At 66.1% G+C, this 16,079-nt stretch carries 13 protein-coding genes; 9 read left to right on the top strand and 4 right to left on the bottom strand.

Features of this window, described 5'->3' with window-relative positions:
- Positions 1 to 3: 3 nt before the first annotated feature.
- On the bottom strand, positions 4 to 711 hold the full coding sequence (locus ACSUZJ_RS21610) for an SPOR domain-containing protein (RefSeq protein WP_499411621.1): 708 nt from the start codon (positions 709 to 711) through the stop codon (positions 4 to 6).
- Between the two features lie 9 nt (positions 712 to 720).
- The gene (gene argS / locus ACSUZJ_RS21605; protein WP_499411619.1) at positions 721 to 2,457 is read right to left on the bottom strand and encodes an arginine--tRNA ligase; all 1,737 of its coding nucleotides are present in this window, start codon (positions 2,455 to 2,457) and stop codon (positions 721 to 723) included.
- A 176-nt stretch (positions 2,458 to 2,633) separates the two neighbouring features.
- On the opposite strand from argS, the gene rsmB reads away from it, so the two are divergent.
- The 8 genes from rsmB (at position 2,634) to ACSUZJ_RS21565 (ending at position 10,983) form a co-directional block, all read left to right on the top strand.
- On the top strand, positions 2,634 to 4,208 hold the full coding sequence (gene rsmB, locus ACSUZJ_RS21600; protein WP_499411617.1) for a 16S rRNA (cytosine(967)-C(5))-methyltransferase RsmB: 1,575 nt from the start codon (positions 2,634 to 2,636) through the stop codon (positions 4,206 to 4,208).
- Positions 4,209 to 4,255: 47 nt separating this feature from the next.
- Entirely contained in the window at positions 4,256 to 4,819 is a 564-nt protein-coding gene (locus ACSUZJ_RS21595; RefSeq protein ID WP_499411615.1) for a DUF4390 domain-containing protein, read from the top strand.
- A 3-nt stretch (positions 4,820 to 4,822) separates the two neighbouring features.
- Positions 4,823 to 7,099: a sensor histidine kinase gene (locus ACSUZJ_RS21590; protein WP_499411613.1), complete on the top strand. Its 2,277-nt coding sequence runs from the start codon at positions 4,823 to 4,825 to the stop codon at positions 7,097 to 7,099.
- Positions 7,100 to 7,268: 169 nt separating this feature from the next.
- A complete protein-coding gene (locus ACSUZJ_RS21585; protein ID WP_499411611.1) occupies positions 7,269 to 7,997 on the top strand; it encodes a response regulator in 729 nt (242 codons plus the stop codon).
- On the top strand, positions 7,994 to 8,377 hold the full coding sequence (locus ACSUZJ_RS21580; protein ID WP_499411609.1) for a GTPase: 384 nt from the start codon (positions 7,994 to 7,996) through the stop codon (positions 8,375 to 8,377). Before ACSUZJ_RS21585 ends, ACSUZJ_RS21580 begins: the two co-directional genes overlap by 4 nt.
- 97 nt (positions 8,378 to 8,474) lie before the next feature.
- Entirely contained in the window at positions 8,475 to 8,732 is a 258-nt protein-coding gene (locus tag ACSUZJ_RS21575) for a BTH_I0359 family protein (protein ID WP_027865841.1), read from the top strand.
- A 101-nt stretch (positions 8,733 to 8,833) separates the two neighbouring features.
- Positions 8,834 to 9,610 (top strand): class II glutamine amidotransferase, encoded by a 777-nt coding sequence (locus ACSUZJ_RS21570; protein WP_499411607.1) that lies wholly within the window; start codon positions 8,834 to 8,836, stop codon positions 9,608 to 9,610.
- Positions 9,611 to 9,708: 98 nt separating this feature from the next.
- A complete protein-coding gene (locus ACSUZJ_RS21565) occupies positions 9,709 to 10,983 on the top strand; it encodes an EAL and HDOD domain-containing protein (RefSeq protein WP_499411605.1) in 1,275 nt (424 codons plus the stop codon).
- 194 nt (positions 10,984 to 11,177) lie between these two features.
- Here ACSUZJ_RS21565 and ACSUZJ_RS21560 read toward each other — a convergent pair whose 3' ends face one another.
- The gene (locus ACSUZJ_RS21560; RefSeq protein ID WP_499411603.1) at positions 11,178 to 11,543 is read right to left on the bottom strand and encodes an SPW repeat protein; all 366 of its coding nucleotides are present in this window, start codon (positions 11,541 to 11,543) and stop codon (positions 11,178 to 11,180) included.
- Between the two features lie 79 nt (positions 11,544 to 11,622).
- Positions 11,623 to 15,393 (bottom strand): methionine synthase, encoded by a 3,771-nt coding sequence (gene metH / locus ACSUZJ_RS21555; protein ID WP_499411601.1) that lies wholly within the window; start codon positions 15,391 to 15,393, stop codon positions 11,623 to 11,625.
- A gap of 252 nt (positions 15,394 to 15,645) precedes the next feature.
- Between metH and ACSUZJ_RS21550 the strand changes: the two genes are divergently transcribed.
- On the top strand, positions 15,646 to 15,873 hold the full coding sequence (locus ACSUZJ_RS21550) for a BrnA antitoxin family protein (protein WP_499411599.1): 228 nt from the start codon (positions 15,646 to 15,648) through the stop codon (positions 15,871 to 15,873).
- The last annotated feature ends 206 nt before the right edge of the window (positions 15,874 to 16,079 follow it).

Here is a 16,079-nt window from a genome sequence, read left to right as displayed (position 1 = left end):
CGATTATTTCTGGTTGCGGACGATAGCCACGTCGATGCCACTGTCGAGCAGCTTGGCGCGCGCCTTGTTGACGGCTTCGACCTGGTTGAACGGGCCCAGGCGCACGCGGTGCAGCACGCCGCTGTCGCTGCTGCGGTCGCTGATTGCGGCCTCGAAGCCGAGCAGGGCCAGCTTGGCGCGGGTGTTCTCGGCGTCCGACATCTCGCGGAAGGCGCCGGCCTGCAGGTAGTAGACGTACTTGTCGTCGCCGCCCGCGCTTGCCGCCGCCGGGGCGGCAGGGGCGCCGGCCGGTGCCGCTGCCGGGGCGGGCGCCGCCGGGCTGGCGGCCGGCTTCGGTTCGGCCGCCGCGCTCATGCCGGCGATCGCTTCACCCAGCGGATCGGAGGCGGTATCGGCCGGCCGCGCCGCTGCCGGCGCCGGCGTCGGCGCGGCCGCGCGGGCGGCCTCGCGCTCGGCCAACTGCTTGTTCGCTTCGCGCGCGGCGTCGCGGTTGCCATACATCGGCTTGTTCGGGTCGTTCGCCTGGCTCGGGTCGAGATCGGCCGGACGGCCCATCTTGTTCGAGCGGTCGGTGAAGGGCGAGTTGCCCTTGGTGATCATCAGCGCGACCGCCACCGCGATACCCAGCCCGATGATCAGGCCGATGATGATGCCGGTCAGGGTGCTGCCGCGCTGGCGCAGGAGGGAAGGAAGTCGGGTGGTGGCGGTCATGTTGCGTTCTTACTCTTGTGGTTCGGTGGTGTTGCGTTCCATCTTGGCCGGGGCCGAGACGCCGATCAGGGCCAGGCCGTTGCGCAGCACCTGGCGGGTCGCCGCCATCAGCGCCAGGCGCGCCATTTTCACGGCCTCGTCGTCGACCAGCACGCGCTCGGCGTTGTAGTAGCTGTGCAGCTCGCCGGCCAGTTCGCGCAGGTAGAAGGCGACCTGGTGCGGGCCAAGCTCGGCTTTCGCGCGCTCGAGCATTTCCGGGTAGGCCGACAGCGTGTTCAGCAGGGTCGCTTCGCGCGGTGCGGTCAGTGGAGCCAAGTCGACCTTGCCGAGCGTCGTTTCGTCACCGCCCCACTGGGCCAGCACCGAGCAGATGCGGGCGTGGGCGTACTGCACGTAGTAGACCGGGTTCTCGTCCGAGGTCTTCAGGGCGACGTCGACGTCGAACACGAATTCGGTGTCGGCCTTGCGCGAAATGAGGAAGAAGCGCACGGCGTCGCGGCCGCGCGTGATATCGCCGTTGCCCGACCATTCGATCAGGTCGCGCACGGTGACGTAGGAACCGGCGCGCTTGGAGATCTTGACCTCTTCGCCGTTCTTCATGACGGTGACCATCTTGTGCAGCACGTAGTCCGGGTAGCCCTGCGGGATGCCGATGTTTACGGCCTGCAGGCCGGCGCGCACGCGGGCGATGGTGCCGTGGTGGTCGCTGCCCTGGATGTTGATGGCCTGGTCGAAGCCGCGGCGGAATTTCTGGATGTGGTAAGCCACGTCCGGCACGAAATAGGTGTAGGTGCCGTCGGACTTGCGCATCACGCGGTCCTTGTCGTCGCCGTAGTCGGTGGTCTTCAGCCACAGCGCGCCGTCCTGCTCGTAGGTGACGCCGGCGTCGACCAGGGCCTGCACGGCCGCTTCGACCTTGCCGTCGCCGTACAGCGAGGACTCGAGGTAGTAGTTGTCGAACTTGACGCCGAAGGCCTGCAGGTCGCGGTCCTGCTCGTTGCGCAGGTAGGTCACGGCGAAGCGGCGGATCGATTCGATGTCGTTGACGTCACCGCTGGCGGTGGCCGGCTCGCCGTCGCTGGCCGAGACGGTTTTCTTCGCCAGGAAGTCGTCGGCGATGTCCTGGATGTAGTCGCCGTTGTAGGCCGACTCGGGCCACTCGGCGTCGCCCGGCTTGAAGCCGCGTGCGCGCGCCTGGACCGAGTTGGCCAGGGTGGCGATCTGCACGCCGGCGTCGTTGTAGTAGAACTCGCGGGTCACCTCGTGGCCCTGCGACTCGAACAGGGCCGACAGCGCGTCGCCCAGCGCGGCCTGGCGGCCGTGGCCGACGTGCAGCGGACCGGTCGGGTTGGCCGAGACGAATTCGATGATCGCGTGGTGGCCGGCGCCCGAGGTGCCGCGCCCAAAAGCCTCGCCGGTTTCCAGGATCGTGCGCACCACCGACTGCTTGGCGCTGGCGGCCACGCGCAGGTTGATGAAGCCGGGGCCGGCGACCTCAAGCGATTCGACCAGGCCGGCGGCCTTTGGTTCGGCCTGCAGGGCGGCGACCAGGCGGGTGGCCAGTTCGCGCGGGTTGGTCTTCAGTGGCTTGGCCAGCTGCATGGCGATGTTGCAGGCGATATCGCCGTGGCTTGGATCGCGCGGGCGTTCCAGCACGATGTTGGGTGTCAAATCGGTGCCGGCGATGATCGGCGCAAGGGCGGCCTGGAACAGGGCAACGATTTCTTGTTTTTGTTGGGCGAGCATGGATAAGTGGTCCGTGAGTTCGAATGGAGCGGTGGCGCGGCCACGGCAAACAAGGATTCATTATACTGGTTTGCCGCAACAGCGAATACGCCTGCGGCCGGCGCAGGTGCTGAGTATTTAAGCGCAGCCAAAGGCTGAACCGTTACAATGTGGCCTTTTCGTATTGACCCGTAACCATGACCGACAAGCGCCCCACGCTCACCATCAAACCCAAGTCCGGCGCCGCCGCCAGGCCGGCGCCGAAGAAGGTGGGCAATCCCGCGGCCCAGTTCACGAAGCCAGCCAGCAAGCCGGCTGGCCAGGCCGCGCCAGGCCGCGAAGCGGGGCAGGGCAGGCCGGGGCCGCGTCCCGATACGCGCGCGAGCGGTCAGGCTGAGCCGAAGCGTCCGGCCGCCCAGCCACGCCCGAGCTACGAGGTCAAGCAGCACTTCCAGATCGATTACCGTCCGGACCTCCCAAGCGATTCGCTGGCCCTGGCCCTGCTGGGCGCGGCCAATGCGATCGCCCAGGTCGGTTCCGGCACCGCGCTGCCGCAGGCGCTGGCCCACGTGTTCCAGGCCTGGGGCGTCACGCCCCAGGCGCGCGGCGCGATCCAGGACCTGTCGTATCGCAGCATGCGCCAGATGGGCCGCAGCGAGACCCTGCTGGGCCTGATGACGACCAAGGCGCCGGACGCGCCCCAGCTCGCCGGCCTGCTGTGCTGCGCGCTGGCCCTGCTCGACCCGCCGGAAGGGCAGGCCGCGCCGTATGAGGCGTTCACCGTCGTCGACCAGGCGGTCACGGCGGCGGCCAGCCACCCGGACTTCGCCCATGCCAAGGCGATGGTGAACGCGGTACTGCGCCGCTTCCTGCGCGAACGGGACAAGCTGGTCGAGGCCGCACTGGCCGAGCCGCTGGCCCGATGGAATTATCCGCAGTGGTGGATCGACGCGACGAAAGCGGCCTACCCGCGCGACTGGCAGGCCATCCTCGCGGCCGGCAATACCCATCCGCCCCTGACCCTGCGCGTCAATACGCGCAAGACCTCGGTCGAGGATTATTCTCGCCTGCTGGAAGAGAGCGGCGTCCAGGCTGAACGGATCGGTCCGCAGGCGCTGCGCCTGCAGCAGGCCGTGAACGTGTCCCAGATCCCGGGCTTCCATGACGGCCTCGCTTCGGTCCAGGATGCCGGCGCCCAGCTGGCCGCGCCGCTGCTCGACCTGCAGGACGGCATGCGCGTGCTCGACGCCTGCGCCGCGCCAGGCGGCAAGAGCGGCCACATCCTGGAGCTGGCGGACGTGGCGCTGACCTCGGTCGACGCCGATCCGCAGCGCCTGGCGCGCGTGGGCGACAACCTCGGCCGCCTGGGCCTGCAAGCCACGCTGGTCGCGGCCGAAGCCCAGGCCAGCGGCTGGTGGGACGGCCGCCAATACGACCGCATCCTGGCCGACGTGCCGTGCACCGCCTCGGGCATCGTGCGGCGCCATCCGGACATCCGCTGGCTGCGCCGCAAGACCGACACGCGCCAACTTACAACACTTTCCGCGCAGATACTCGACAATCTTTGGCAGATGCTGCAGCCCGATGGTAAATTGCTGTTTGTGACATGTTCGCTCTGGCCCCAGGAATCGGAGGCGCAGGCGGCCGCGTTCGCGGCGCGCCACGACGACGCCACCCGCCTCGATGCGCCGGGCCAGCTGCTTCCCACAAGCGGCGCCGGGCTGGATCATGACGGTCTGTTCTATGCGCTCTTCCACAAGAAGGGAAAGTAAGAACCGCTCCATAACAAAGCTCGATTAATTTAGGTTCCGGCCCACCTGTGACTTTACGATTTTTCCGCCTCCTCGCCTGCCAGTTGCTGCTGGTCTTCGCGTGCGCAACGGCGCAGGCGGCCGACGGGATCGACATCACGATGGCGAAAATCGAGGCGTCCGACGACGGCTACCGCCTCGCCGCCAATTACTCGTTCGACCTGAGCCGCGACCTCGAGGACGCCCTGCAGCATGGCGTCAAGCTGTACTTCACGACCGAGATCGAGCTGGTGCGCCCGCGCTGGTACTGGCGCGACGACCGCGCCGTGTTCGCCAGGCGCACCGTGAGCATTTCCTACGACGTGCTGCTGCGCCAGTACTACGTGGCGGCGATGGGCAGCGTGCAGCAGACCTACCAGACGCTGGACGAGGCGATGTTCCAGATCCGGCGCCCGGGGCGCTGGCTGATCGCGCCGAAGAACGCGCTCAAGCACGGCGAAACCTACGAGGTCAGCCTGCGCATGTTCATGGACCGCGACTACCTGCAGAAGCCCCTGCAGGTGAGCGCCTTCTCGAATTCCGACTGGCGCCTCGCCTCGAACAGGAAGACCTTCAATTACCGTGCGGAGTAAGGCGTGAACCAGGCCATGCGCTACGCGCTGGTGGTCGGCGGGGCGGTTGTCTCGATCCTGCTGTTCCTGCTCGCCTCGGCCTCGGAAAACTCCGGCTTCTTCGACCGCTACTACGCCTGGCTGCTCGGCCTGAACGCCACGATCGCCTTCCTGCTGCTGATCCTGGTGGTGGTGGCCCTGGGCCGCCTGTATTCCCGCTATAAAGCCAAGCGCTTCGGCTCGCGCCTGATGGCGCGCCTGGTGCTGCTGTTCGCCGGCATCGGCATCCTGCCGGGCCTGGTCATCTTCATGGTCTCGCTGCAGTTCGTCTCGCACTCGATCGACTCCTGGTTCGACGTCAAGATCGAGGCCGCGCTCTCGTCCGGCCTGAACCTGGGCCGCGCCGCGCTCGACGAGGCCCAGGCCGAACTCGTGGCGAACGCGCAGACCGTGGCCGCGACCCTGTCCGGCCAGAGCGATATCGGCGCCCAGCTGGTGCTGTCCCAGACCATTACCGAGACCAACGGCATGCAAAGCGCCATGCTGCTCGACGCCGGCGGCCGGCTGCTCGCCAGCGCCAGCGAGGACCGGCGCGCGGACCTCACGCCCGACCTGCCGAATCCCCAGATGCTGCGCCAGGCGGCGATGCCGGGCGGTTACGCCAGGCCCGAGGGCGGCATCGAACTGGACTTCCGCGCGGAAGGGGGCGACGAGCCGAACGCGCTCGACGCCGCCACCGGCCTGCGCCTGCGCGTGGTGCTGGCAGTGCCCGAGCCGCCCGGCGCCGCGCCGCGCTACCTGCAGCTGATGCAGGCGGTGCCGGTCAACCTGGCCTCGAATGCGGAAGTGCTCAGGAGCGCCTTCAGCGAATACCGCCAGCGCTCGGTGGCGCGCGAAGGCCTGCGCCAGATGTACGTGAATACGCTGACGCTTACCTTGCTGCTGGCGATCTTCGGCGCCATCGGCAGCGCGGTGCTGATCGCGGGGAACCTGGCCCAGCCGCTGCTGGTCCTTGCCGAAGGCACCCAGGCGGTGGCCGAAGGCGACCTGTCGCCGCGCCCGATCGTCGAGACCGACGATGAACTCGGCACGCTGACCCAGTCCTTCAACGCCATGACCGGCCAGCTGTTCGAGGCCAGGAGCGCGGTCGAGCGCAACCGCGCCGCACTGCAAAGCGCCAAGGCCCATCTGGAGTCGGTGCTGGCCAACATGTCGGCCGGCGTGCTGGTACTCGATGCCGAAGGCACGGTGGTCAACTCGAACGAGGCCGCCTGCCGCATCCTGCAGATGGAGCACTGCAACCTGACCGGTCCGCTGAACAGGATCGAAGGCCTGGAAACCTTCGCCAACTGCGTCACGCGCGCTTTCTCCGCGCAGAGCGCGCAGTCGGCCGCCGGCAGCACGCGCCAGCGCACCCACTGGCAGCAGCAGATCGAGATCCCGCGTCCGGGCGAGGACCACGACACGACCCTGCTGGCGCGCGGCTCGCGCCTGCCGGTGGGGGCGGGCAGCGGCTTCATCGTGGTGTTCGACGACATTTCCGACGTGATCTCGGCGCAGCGCTCGGTGGCCTGGGGCGAGGTCGCGCGGCGCCTGGCGCACGAGATCAAGAACCCGCTCACGCCGATCCAGCTGTCGGCCGAACGCCTGCAGATGAAGCTGCAGGAAAAGCTCGATGAGAGCGATGCGGCCCTGCTGGCGCGCGCGACTTCCACCATCGTCAACCAGGTCGATGCGATGAAGCGCATGGTCGACGACTTCCGCGACTACGCGCGCACGCCGCCGGCGGTGCTCGAGCCGCTCGACCTGAACGCGCTGATCGAGGAAATCCTGAGCCTCTACCTGGCCGAGGACGCTTCCGACATCATCCATGCCGCGCTGGCTCCGAACCTGCCGCGCGTGATGGGCGACCCGACCCAGCTGCGCCAGGTGATCCACAACCTGCTGCAGAACGCCCAGGACGCCCTGGTCGACCGCGGGCCGGACGCACCGCCGCCGCGCATCGACGTCGCCACCGAGATCATTCATTACACGGGCGCCGACGGCGCGGCCGGCATCGCGGTGCGCCTGGCGATCCTGGACAACGGGCCTGGCTTTGCGCCGAAAATCCTGGCGCGCGCCTTCGAACCCTATGTCACATCGAAGGCGCGCGGTACCGGCCTGGGCCTGCCGATGGTGAAAAAGATCGTCGACGAACACGGGGGCCGCATTGATATCCAGAACCGTCCAGACGGAAGTGGCGCGTCAGTATTCATTTTGCTGTTAAAGTTAGCACAAGAGGCGAACTTGGCCGAAGCGTAAATCGGGCATAAAATCACGACTGAAAAATCACGATTGACAACGAGCGTGTGAAAAAATCGTCAGGGCCAGGCGCATCGTCGAAGACAGTACGAGGGTACGGCGAGACGATGCAACGCAGCCATGGCGATTTTTTCACACGCTCAACGGGTGGAGACAGGAAGGCGAAACGATGGCGAACATACTCGTAGTTGATGATGAAATGGGCATCCGCGAGCTGCTCTCGGAAATCCTGGGAGACGAAGGCCACGCAATCACGCTGGCGGAAAACGCGCAGCAGGCACGCGAAGCGCGCGCGGCGGGGGCGCCCGACCTGGTCCTGCTCGATATCTGGATGCCCGACACCGACGGCGTCACCCTGCTCAAGGAATGGCAGCGCGACGGCCAGCTCACCATGCCCGTCATCATGATGTCCGGCCATGCGACCATCGACACGGCCGTCGAGGCCACCCGCATCGGCGCCCTGAATTTCCTCGAAAAACCGATCGCCCTGCAGAAGCTGCTGAAGGCCGTGCAGCAGGGCCTCTCGCGCGCCCAGGAAGTGGCGCGCGCGCCAAGCCCGCCGCCGCGCCCGAGCATGCCGCCGCCGATCGTCGAAAGCATGCCGGCCAGCGCACCGATGTATGCACCGCCGCCGCCGCCGATGCCGGCGCCGGTCAACGGCGCGCGCGTGGGCGTAGTCGGCCATGGCGAGACGCAGGGCTACACGCTCTCGTTCGACCTGCCGCTGCGCGAAGCGCGCGACGCCTTCGAACGCATGTACTTCGAGCACCACCTGGGACGCGAAGGCGGCAGCATGACCCGCGTGGCCGAAAAGACCGGGCTCGAGCGCACCCACCTGTACCGCAAGCTCAAGCAGCTTGGCGTCGAGCCGGGCAAGCTCGGCAAGCGCGGGGGATGAAGGGCTCGCCCGCCCCCATCCTGACCACCCTCGTCACCGGTCCCAGCGCCAGCCGGCGCGAGGCGGCGATCGCCGCCATCCTGGCCGGGCCAGCCCTGCACCAGAATGGTGCATCTGCCGTCATTCTCGAAGGCCTCCCCGACGGCAATCCTCTCCTTGAGCCCTCCAATAGCCTGTTGGTGGCCCGCATCGCGCCCGGCTGCCTTTGCTGCGCGGGAAATCTGGTGATGCGTGTTACATTGAACCGTCTCCTGCGCCAGCGTCCAGCCCGGTTGTTGATCGGCGTCGCCAGCAGCGAGCACCTGGATCAGTTGCGATCGTGGTTAAGCAGCGCACCATACGATCAGCTGTTGGTACTGACGCCGGACCGGCACTCTTGAAATCGGTTCGGCCAGCCCCACCTCTTCACTGAAGTCGAAGCCAGCCGCCCGCCGCCGCGCGGCTGGTCCAACACTCTGATCGAGAGAAGGAGTCATCATGAACATGATCTATAACAGCGAACAGTACAGCGTGGTCGAATTTGGCGTCGATCGCGACCTCGAAGCCCTGCGCTTCGGTGGTTACGAGATCGTCGACAAGGCCGGCCGTCGCGAAGCGTTCATCGGCGGCAAACTGGCACAATCGTTCCGGCGCGACGTCAACAACCTGATCGCGAGCGAGCCGACCATGGAGGAAATCGACGATTTCCTGGGCTCCTACGATACCCTGATGAGCCAACCGGTCGTGCTGCACTAAGCGCGCCAACGCCGCCCCGATGCGGCATCCGCAACAAGGAATCCCGCGCCGTCCATCCCGGCGGCGCGGTCCCTGCCTCCCGCCATGGTAAGCTGCTCGCCATGTGCCAACTTCTTGCAATGAACTGCAATGTCCCGACCGACATTGTGTTTTCCTTCACCGGTTTCGCCCACCGCGGCGGCCGCACCGATACCCACCACGACGGCTGGGGCATCGCCTTCTTCGAGGGCGCTGGTGTACGTCACTTCGTCGACCACCAGGCCGCGATCGCTTCCCCGATTGCCGAACTGATCAAGCGTTACCCGATCAAGTCCACCAACGTCATCGCCCACATCCGCAAGGCCACGCAGGGCCAGGTGGCGCTCGAGAACTGCCATCCCTTCGTACGCGAACTCTGGGGCCGCTACTGGGTGTTCGCCCACAACGGCGACCTGAAGGAATTCGCGCCCCGGCTCGATGGCGCCTTCCGCCCGGTCGGCAATACCGACAGCGAACTGGCCTTCTGCTTCCTGTTGCAGGAACTGCGGCGCCGCTTCGGTGACGACGCGCCCGGGCGCGCGGCGCTGCATGCGGCGCTGGCGGAACTGGTGCGCGAGATCGCCGGCTACGGCACCTTCAACATGATGCTCTCCGACGGCACCGCCTTGTTCGCCCATTGCTCGACCAAGCTGTGCTATGTCGTGCGCAAGTATCCCTTTACGTCGGCCTGCCTTTCCGACGAAGACCTGTCCGTCGATTTTTCGCAGGTGACCACACCCAACGACCGGGTCGCGATCATCGTCACCGAGCCGCTGACCACCAACGAAACCTGGACCCACTTCGCACCGGGCGAGTTGAAGCTGTTCGTCGACGGCGAACCGCAGGAAGGCTCGGTTTAGTATTCCGGCATCTTTTTTTATCCTGGAACGATGCCAAAAAGCCACTTAATGCCGAGAATCGGGTAGAGTGAGCGGCTTGAACCGATCACGGGACCGCGATGACCGATACCGCCAGCCTTGACCAGGCATCCCAGCCTCTGCAGCTACGCAACTTCTATCTGGCGCGCCAGCCGCTGCTCGACCGCAACCAGGCCTTGTTCGGCTATGAGCTGCTGTTCCGTAAGCGCATGGATGGCGGCGCCGAGATCGAATCGAGCCTTGCCGCCACCGCCGGCGTGCTGGCCCATGCGGCCCAGCTCGGACTGCCGCGCGCGATCGGCGACGCGGTCGCCTTCCTGAACGTCGACACCGAGGTGTTGATGAGCGACATCTTCGCCTTCCTTCCGCGCGAGCGCACCGTGCTCGAACTGGGCGCGTCGGTGGAAGCGAGCGACGCGGTGCTGTGGCGCCTGGCCGAGCTGGCCGGACATGGTTTCCGCTTCGCCGCCGAAGCATCGAGCCACGGCCCGCGCCTGGGGCGCCTGTTGCCGCTGCTCGACTACGTGAAGGTCGACCTGCGCGCCACGCCCGTGGTGTCGATGCTGTCCATCGTGCCGCGCCTGCGCGGCACCGGCAAGCGCCTGGTGGCCGAGAAGGTCGAGTCCCAGACCGAATACCGCACCTGCCTCGATCTCGGGTTCGACTACTTCCAGGGCTATTATTTCGCCAGGCCCTCGGTGCTGGCCGCCCGCAAACTCTCGCCCTCGCAGCTGGCGGTGGTCGATCTGATGAACCTGGTGAACTCCGATGCCGAGAACATCGAGATCGAGCGCGCCATCAAGCGCGACGTATCGCTTTCGGTGAACCTGCTGCGCATCGTGAACACGCCGGCGGCCGGGCTGCGCCAGCGCATCGATTCGCTCGGCCAGGCCCTGCTGGTGCTCGGCCGCCGCCAGCTGCAGCGCTGGCTGCAGATCATGCTGTACGCCGAGCCGGGCACGCGCGGCCACACCATGACCCCGCTCCTGATGCTCGCCAGTACGCGCGCACGCCTGATGGAACTGCTGGCCCAGCGCCTGCGCCCGGGCCAGCGCCAGGTGGCCGATGTCGCCTTCACGGTCGGCATCATGTCGCTGATGGATGCGCTGTTCTCGGTGCCGATGGCCGACCTGGTCGAGCAGATTCCGGTGAGCGAGGAGGTGGCGGGCGCGCTGGTAAAGCGCGCCGGCTTCTTTGGCGAACTGCTGCGCCTGGCCGAGTCGCTCGAACAGATGGAAGAGGGCGACGCGATGCTGCCCGTGCTGGGCGAGCTGGCCGACAACGGCGACGAACTCGTCGAGCTGGAGATGGCGGCTTTCGAGTGGAGCGAGAAGCTGGTGCGTTACGCGCTGTAGGGTGGGCGCTCCCGTGCCCACGCGTGACCTTTGCGTCGTGTTGGCGCGAAAAGCAGGCCGACAATGCTCATCGTTCACGCGTGGGCACGGGCGCCCACCCTACGTCCTCGGCATGCCCGCAGGGTAGGGGGATGGGGGGCGGTAGGGTGGACGCCCCGTGCCTACCAATCAAATCGATCTGCAAAGATTGCTTATTACGTCCCCGCCCACTGCTGGTGCAGGTCCGGATCGGTCCGCATTTCCCATAGCCCAAGCACGACGGTCGCCAGCCCAGTGAACAGCATGCTGGCGCTCATCGACCGGTCGGTGACGACATCCACCAGCCAGGGCGAGATCGCCACCCAGGCGCCGACCACGATGTTCACGACCACGGCCCAGACGTAGGTTTTATACAGGTCGAAAGCAGCCAGCGCCACCATGAGCGCGCCCGCCATGTAGGCGTTGATGGCGGGCGTCGAATCGCTCGGGTAACCCATTACCCAGGGCGAGACGAACAGCCAGATGCCCAGCAGCAGGATCGCCTGATCCTGCCAGCGCCGGGTGGAAAGATGCATTGCCATGGTGTCCTCCTCTGCGGTGCGGGACCAAGGTCCCCGAGGAATTAGGCAATCGGCATCAAGGGAAGTTCACCACAAGCCCTTACGACAGGTTCGGCGCCAGGTGACGTTCCACTTCGGCCTTGTCCATGCCGCGGCGCTGGGCCATGTCCTCGACCTGGTCGTCGTTGATCTTGCCGACCACGAAGTACTTCGATTCCGGATGGGCGAAATAGAAGCCCGACACCGCCGCGCCCGGATACATCGCGTAGGACTCGGTCAGCTGCATGCCGATCTCCTCGGCCTGCAGGGTCTCGAACAGCTCCTTCTTGACCGTGTGCTCCGGGCAGGCCGGGTAGCCCGGCGCCGGGCGGATGCCGACGTATTTCTCGGCGATCAGGTCGGCGTTGTTCAGGTCCTCGCACGCCGCATAGCCCCACAGGTCGGTGCGCACGCGCTCGTGCAGGTATTCGGCGAAGGCTTCGGCCAGGCGGTCGGCCAGGGCCTTGAGCATGATCGACGAGTAGTCGTCGTGGGCTTCCTCGAAGCGCTGTTCGTGCTTCTCGATGCCCAGGCCCGCCGTCACCGCGAACATGCCGATGTAGTCCGCCACGCCCGACTCTTTCGGCGCGATGAAGTCGGCCAGGCACTGGTTGGGGCGCTGCACGCCGTCGACCACGGGCTTCACGCCCTGCTGGCGCAGGCCGTGCCAGGTGAAGGCGACCTGGGAACGCGATTCGTCGGTATAGATCTCGATGTCGTCGTCGCGCACGCTGTTCGCCGGCAGCAGGGCAATGGCCCCGTTCGCCGTCAGCCAGCGGCCTTCGATGATCTTCTTCAGCATGGCCTGGCCTTCTTCATAGACCTTGCTCGCCGCTTCGCCGACCACCTCGTCGGTCAGGATGGCAGGGAAGGGGCCGGCCAGGTCCCAGGTCTGGAAGAAGGGGCCCCAGTCGATGTAGCGCGCCAGCGTGCCGAGGTCGACATTCTTGAAGACGCGGCGCCCGATGAACTTCGGCTTGACCGGGGCAAAGTCCAGCTTGGCCTTGTTGGCGCGCGCCTGCTCCAGCGTCACGGTCGGCAGCGCCTTCTTGCCGGCGTGCTGCACGCGGATGCGCTCGTAGTCGGCCTTGATCTCGGCCATGTACTGCTCGCGCGTTTCCTCGGTCAGCAGCGACTGGCCGACCGACACCGAACGCGAGGCGTCCGGCACGTAGACCACCGGGCCGTCGTAGTGCGGCGCGATCTTGACGGCCGTGTGGGCGCGGCTGGTGGTGGCGCCGCCGATCAGCAGCGGAATCCTGCGCTCGCGGAACCACGGGTCGCGCTGCATCTCGCGCGCGACGTGGGCCATTTCTTCCAGCGAAGGCGTGATCAGGCCCGACAGGCCGACGATGTCGGCGTTCTCTTCCTTGGCCTTGGCCAGGATGTCGGAGCAGGGCACCATCACGCCCATGTTCACGATCTCGAAGTTGTTACATTGCAGGACCACCGAGACGATGTTCTTGCCGATGTCGTGGACGTCGCCCTTCACGGTGGCGATCACGATCTTGCCTTTTGGTTTCGCGACCACGCCGGTGCGCGCTTCTTCCTGGGCCTTTTCTTCTTCGATGAAAGGCACCAGGTGGGCCACGGCCTGCTTCATCACGCGCGCCGATTTCACGACCTGGGGCAGGAACATCTTGCCTTGGCCGAAGAGGTCGCCGACGATGTCCATGCCGGCCATCAGCGGGCCTTCGATGACATTGATCGGGCGGCCGCCGGCGGCCAGCACGGCCTGGCGCGCTTCCTCGGTGTCCTCGACGATCCACTGGGTGATGCCGTGCACCAGCGCGTGCGCCAGGCGCTTCTCGACCGGGGCGCTGCGCCACTCGAGGTTCTGTTCCTGCTTGCCGCCGCCGGCCTTGAGCGTGCCGGCGAATTCGATCATGCGCTCGGTGGCGTCGTCGCGGCGGTTCAGCACCACGTCCTCGACGCGCTCGCGCAGTTCCGCCGGCAGGTCATCGTAGACGCCGACCATGCCCGCATTCACGATACCCATGGTCATGCCGGCCTGGATCGCGTGGTAGAGGAAGACGGTGTGGATGGCTTCGCGCGCCGGGTCGTTGCCGCGGAAGGAGAAGGACACGTTCGACACGCCGCCCGACACCTTCGCATGCGGCAGGTGCGCGCGGATCCAGCGCGTGGCGTTGATGAAGTCGTTCGCGTAGTTGTTGTGCTCTTCGATGCCGGTGGCGATCGCGAAGATGTTCGGGTCGAAGATGATGTCTTCCGGCGGGAAGCCGACCTTCTGCGTCAGCACGTCATATGCGCGCTTGCAGATCTCGGTCTTGCGCTCGAAGGTGTCGGCCTGGCCCAGCTCGTCGAAGGCCATCACGATCACGGCCGCGCCGTAGCGGCGGCACAGTTTCGCCTGGCGCAGGAATTCCTCCTCGCCTTCCTTCAGCGAGATCGAGTTGACGATGGCCTTGCCCTGCACGCACTTCAGGCCGGCCTCGATCACGCTCCATTTGGAGGAGTCGATCATGATCGGCACGCGCGAGATGTCCGGCTCGGAAGCGATCAGGTTCAGGAAGCGCGTCATGGCCGCCTGCGAGTCGAGCATCGCCTCGTCCATGTTGATGTCGATGACCTGGGCGCCGTTCTCGACCTGCTGGCGCGCCACCGACAGCGCCTCGTCGAACTGCTCGTTCAGGATCATGCGCGCAAAGGCCTTCGAGCCGGTGACGTTGGTGCGCTCGCCGACGTTCACGAACAGCGAGGATTCGTCGACCGTGAACGGCTCCAGGCCCGACAGGCGCATCGCGACCGGCACTTCCGGCACCGCGCGCGGCGTGGCCTCGGCCAGCAGCTCGGCGATCGCCTTGATGTGTTCCGGTGTAGTGCCGCAGCAGCCGCCGGCGATGTTCACGAAGCCGGCGTCGGCGAACTCGCGCAGCAGGGCCGAGGTGTCCGACGGCAGCTCGTCGAAGCCGGTGTCGCTCATCGGGTTGGGCAGGCCGGCGTTCGGGTAGATGCACACAAACGTATCGGCGATCCGCGACAGCTCTTCGGCATACGGACGCATCAGGGCCGCGCCAAGGGCGCAGTTCAGGCCGATGGTCAGCGGCTTGGCATGGCGCACCGAATTCCAGAAGGCCTCGACGGTCTGGCCCGACAGGATGCGGCCCGAGGCGTCGGTGACGGTGCCCGAAATCATGATCGGCTTGCGCGGCGTTTGCGGGTGTTCGTCGAAGTACTGGTCGATGGCGAACAGCGCGGCCTTGCAGTTCAGGGTGTCGAAGATGGTCTCGACCAGCAGCACGTCGACGCCGCCCTCGACCAGGCCGCGCACCTGCTCGTGGTAGCTCTCGACCAGCTGGTCGAAGGTGATGTTGCGCGCCGCCGGGTCGTTCACGTCGGGCGAGATCGAGGCGGTCTTCGGGGTCGGGCCGAGGGCGCCGGCCACGAAACGCGGCTTGTCCGGCGTCGAGTACTTGTCGCAGGCTGCGCGCGCGAGTTTGGCGGCCTCGACGTTCATCTCGTAGGCCAGGTGGGCCATGTGGTAGTCGTCCTGGGCCACGCTGGTGGCGCCGAAGGTATTCGTTTCGATCAGGTCAGCACCGGCCGCGAGGTAGCGCTCGTGGATTTCCTGGATCACCTGCGGCTGGGTGAGCGTGAGCAGTTCATTGTTGCCCTTCACGAACAGCTCGCGGTTGCCGGCGCCTTCGGGCGCGGCGAAACCAGCGAAGCGCGCGCCGCGGTAGGCGGCCTCGTCGAGTTTGTACTGCTGGATGATGGTGCCCATCGCGCCATCCAGGATCATGATGCGGCGCGACAGGATCTCGCGCAGCTGGGTTTCGATCGGGGAGGGCGTGGTGTTCGGGGCAGTCATGGTGTGCTTTCAATAGGCGTGCGCCAGGGACGGGCACGGTTTGGGCGATCTGAAATTATACGTCATCCCTGCAAGGGACTCGGGCGCCGGTGAGGCAGGACGGCAGATTGTATCGTTATGTGTTTATGCGAACGATTGTTACATGACGTTACAAAACCCGCCTGTTTAGCAATTTTACGGATACATACAGCGACGACAATAAATAAATGCCACGCGGAATGTGGCACGTTGTTAAAGAGACGGGAAGATTGCATGAACAAAGAGTACGAACCCGATTGGGACCAAGCAATGGTGCAAAACCACGTGGCACCGGCACCGAAGCAGCAACCGGCGGGCGTGAAGCAGATCGTGACGATCCGCCTCGACGTTGACATGCTGGAATGGTTCAAGGCGGCTGGTCCGGGCTACCAGACCCGTATCAACCAGGTCTTGCGCGAACATATGGACGCGCAACGCGCTGCGGAAGCAGCCGGCAATTAAATTGTCATCGAACGCGCCGCAGGGCGCGTTTTTCGTTTTGGGAATCGGTGGACGCGGGATGGCGATCGTAGGGTGGGCACCCCGTGCCCACGCGAACGCATGCGTCATGTTTGCATCTGAACGCGGCGAACGACCTGCGTTCCTGAACACGCGTTCGCGGTATGCACGGAACCCTGCCAACATCATGCGGCCTGACGGGTTTTGAC

This window comes from Telluria sp. B2, assembly GCF_051789535.1.
In the GTDB taxonomy this organism is placed as follows: Bacteria; Pseudomonadota; Gammaproteobacteria; order Burkholderiales; family Burkholderiaceae_D; genus Telluria.
This window is presented reverse-complemented; position numbering and strand designations above follow the sequence as displayed.

Bases quoted from the DNA above. Each gene is read 5' to 3' on its own strand.
- ACSUZJ_RS21610 (WP_499411621.1), bottom strand. From the start codon at position 711: ATGACCGCCACCACCCGACTTCCTTCCCTCCTGCGCCAGCGCGGCAGC.
- argS (WP_499411619.1), bottom strand. From the start codon at position 2,457: ATGCTCGCCCAACAAAAACAAGAAATCGTTGCCCTGTTCCAGGCCGCC.
- rsmB (WP_499411617.1), top strand. From the start codon at position 2,634: ATGACCGACAAGCGCCCCACGCTCACCATCAAACCCAAGTCCGGCGCC.
- ACSUZJ_RS21585 (WP_499411611.1), top strand. From the start codon at position 7,269: ATGGCGAACATACTCGTAGTTGATGATGAAATGGGCATCCGCGAGCTG.
- ACSUZJ_RS21580 (WP_499411609.1), top strand. From the start codon at position 7,994: ATGAAGGGCTCGCCCGCCCCCATCCTGACCACCCTCGTCACCGGTCCC.
- ACSUZJ_RS21575 (WP_027865841.1), top strand. From the start codon at position 8,475: ATGAACATGATCTATAACAGCGAACAGTACAGCGTGGTCGAATTTGGC.
- ACSUZJ_RS21570 (WP_499411607.1), top strand. From the start codon at position 8,834: ATGTGCCAACTTCTTGCAATGAACTGCAATGTCCCGACCGACATTGTG.
- ACSUZJ_RS21565 (WP_499411605.1), top strand. From the start codon at position 9,709: ATGACCGATACCGCCAGCCTTGACCAGGCATCCCAGCCTCTGCAGCTA.
- ACSUZJ_RS21560 (WP_499411603.1), bottom strand. From the start codon at position 11,543: ATGGCAATGCATCTTTCCACCCGGCGCTGGCAGGATCAGGCGATCCTG.
- metH (WP_499411601.1), bottom strand. From the start codon at position 15,393: ATGACTGCCCCGAACACCACGCCCTCCCCGATCGAAACCCAGCTGCGC.
- ACSUZJ_RS21550 (WP_499411599.1), top strand. From the start codon at position 15,646: ATGAACAAAGAGTACGAACCCGATTGGGACCAAGCAATGGTGCAAAAC.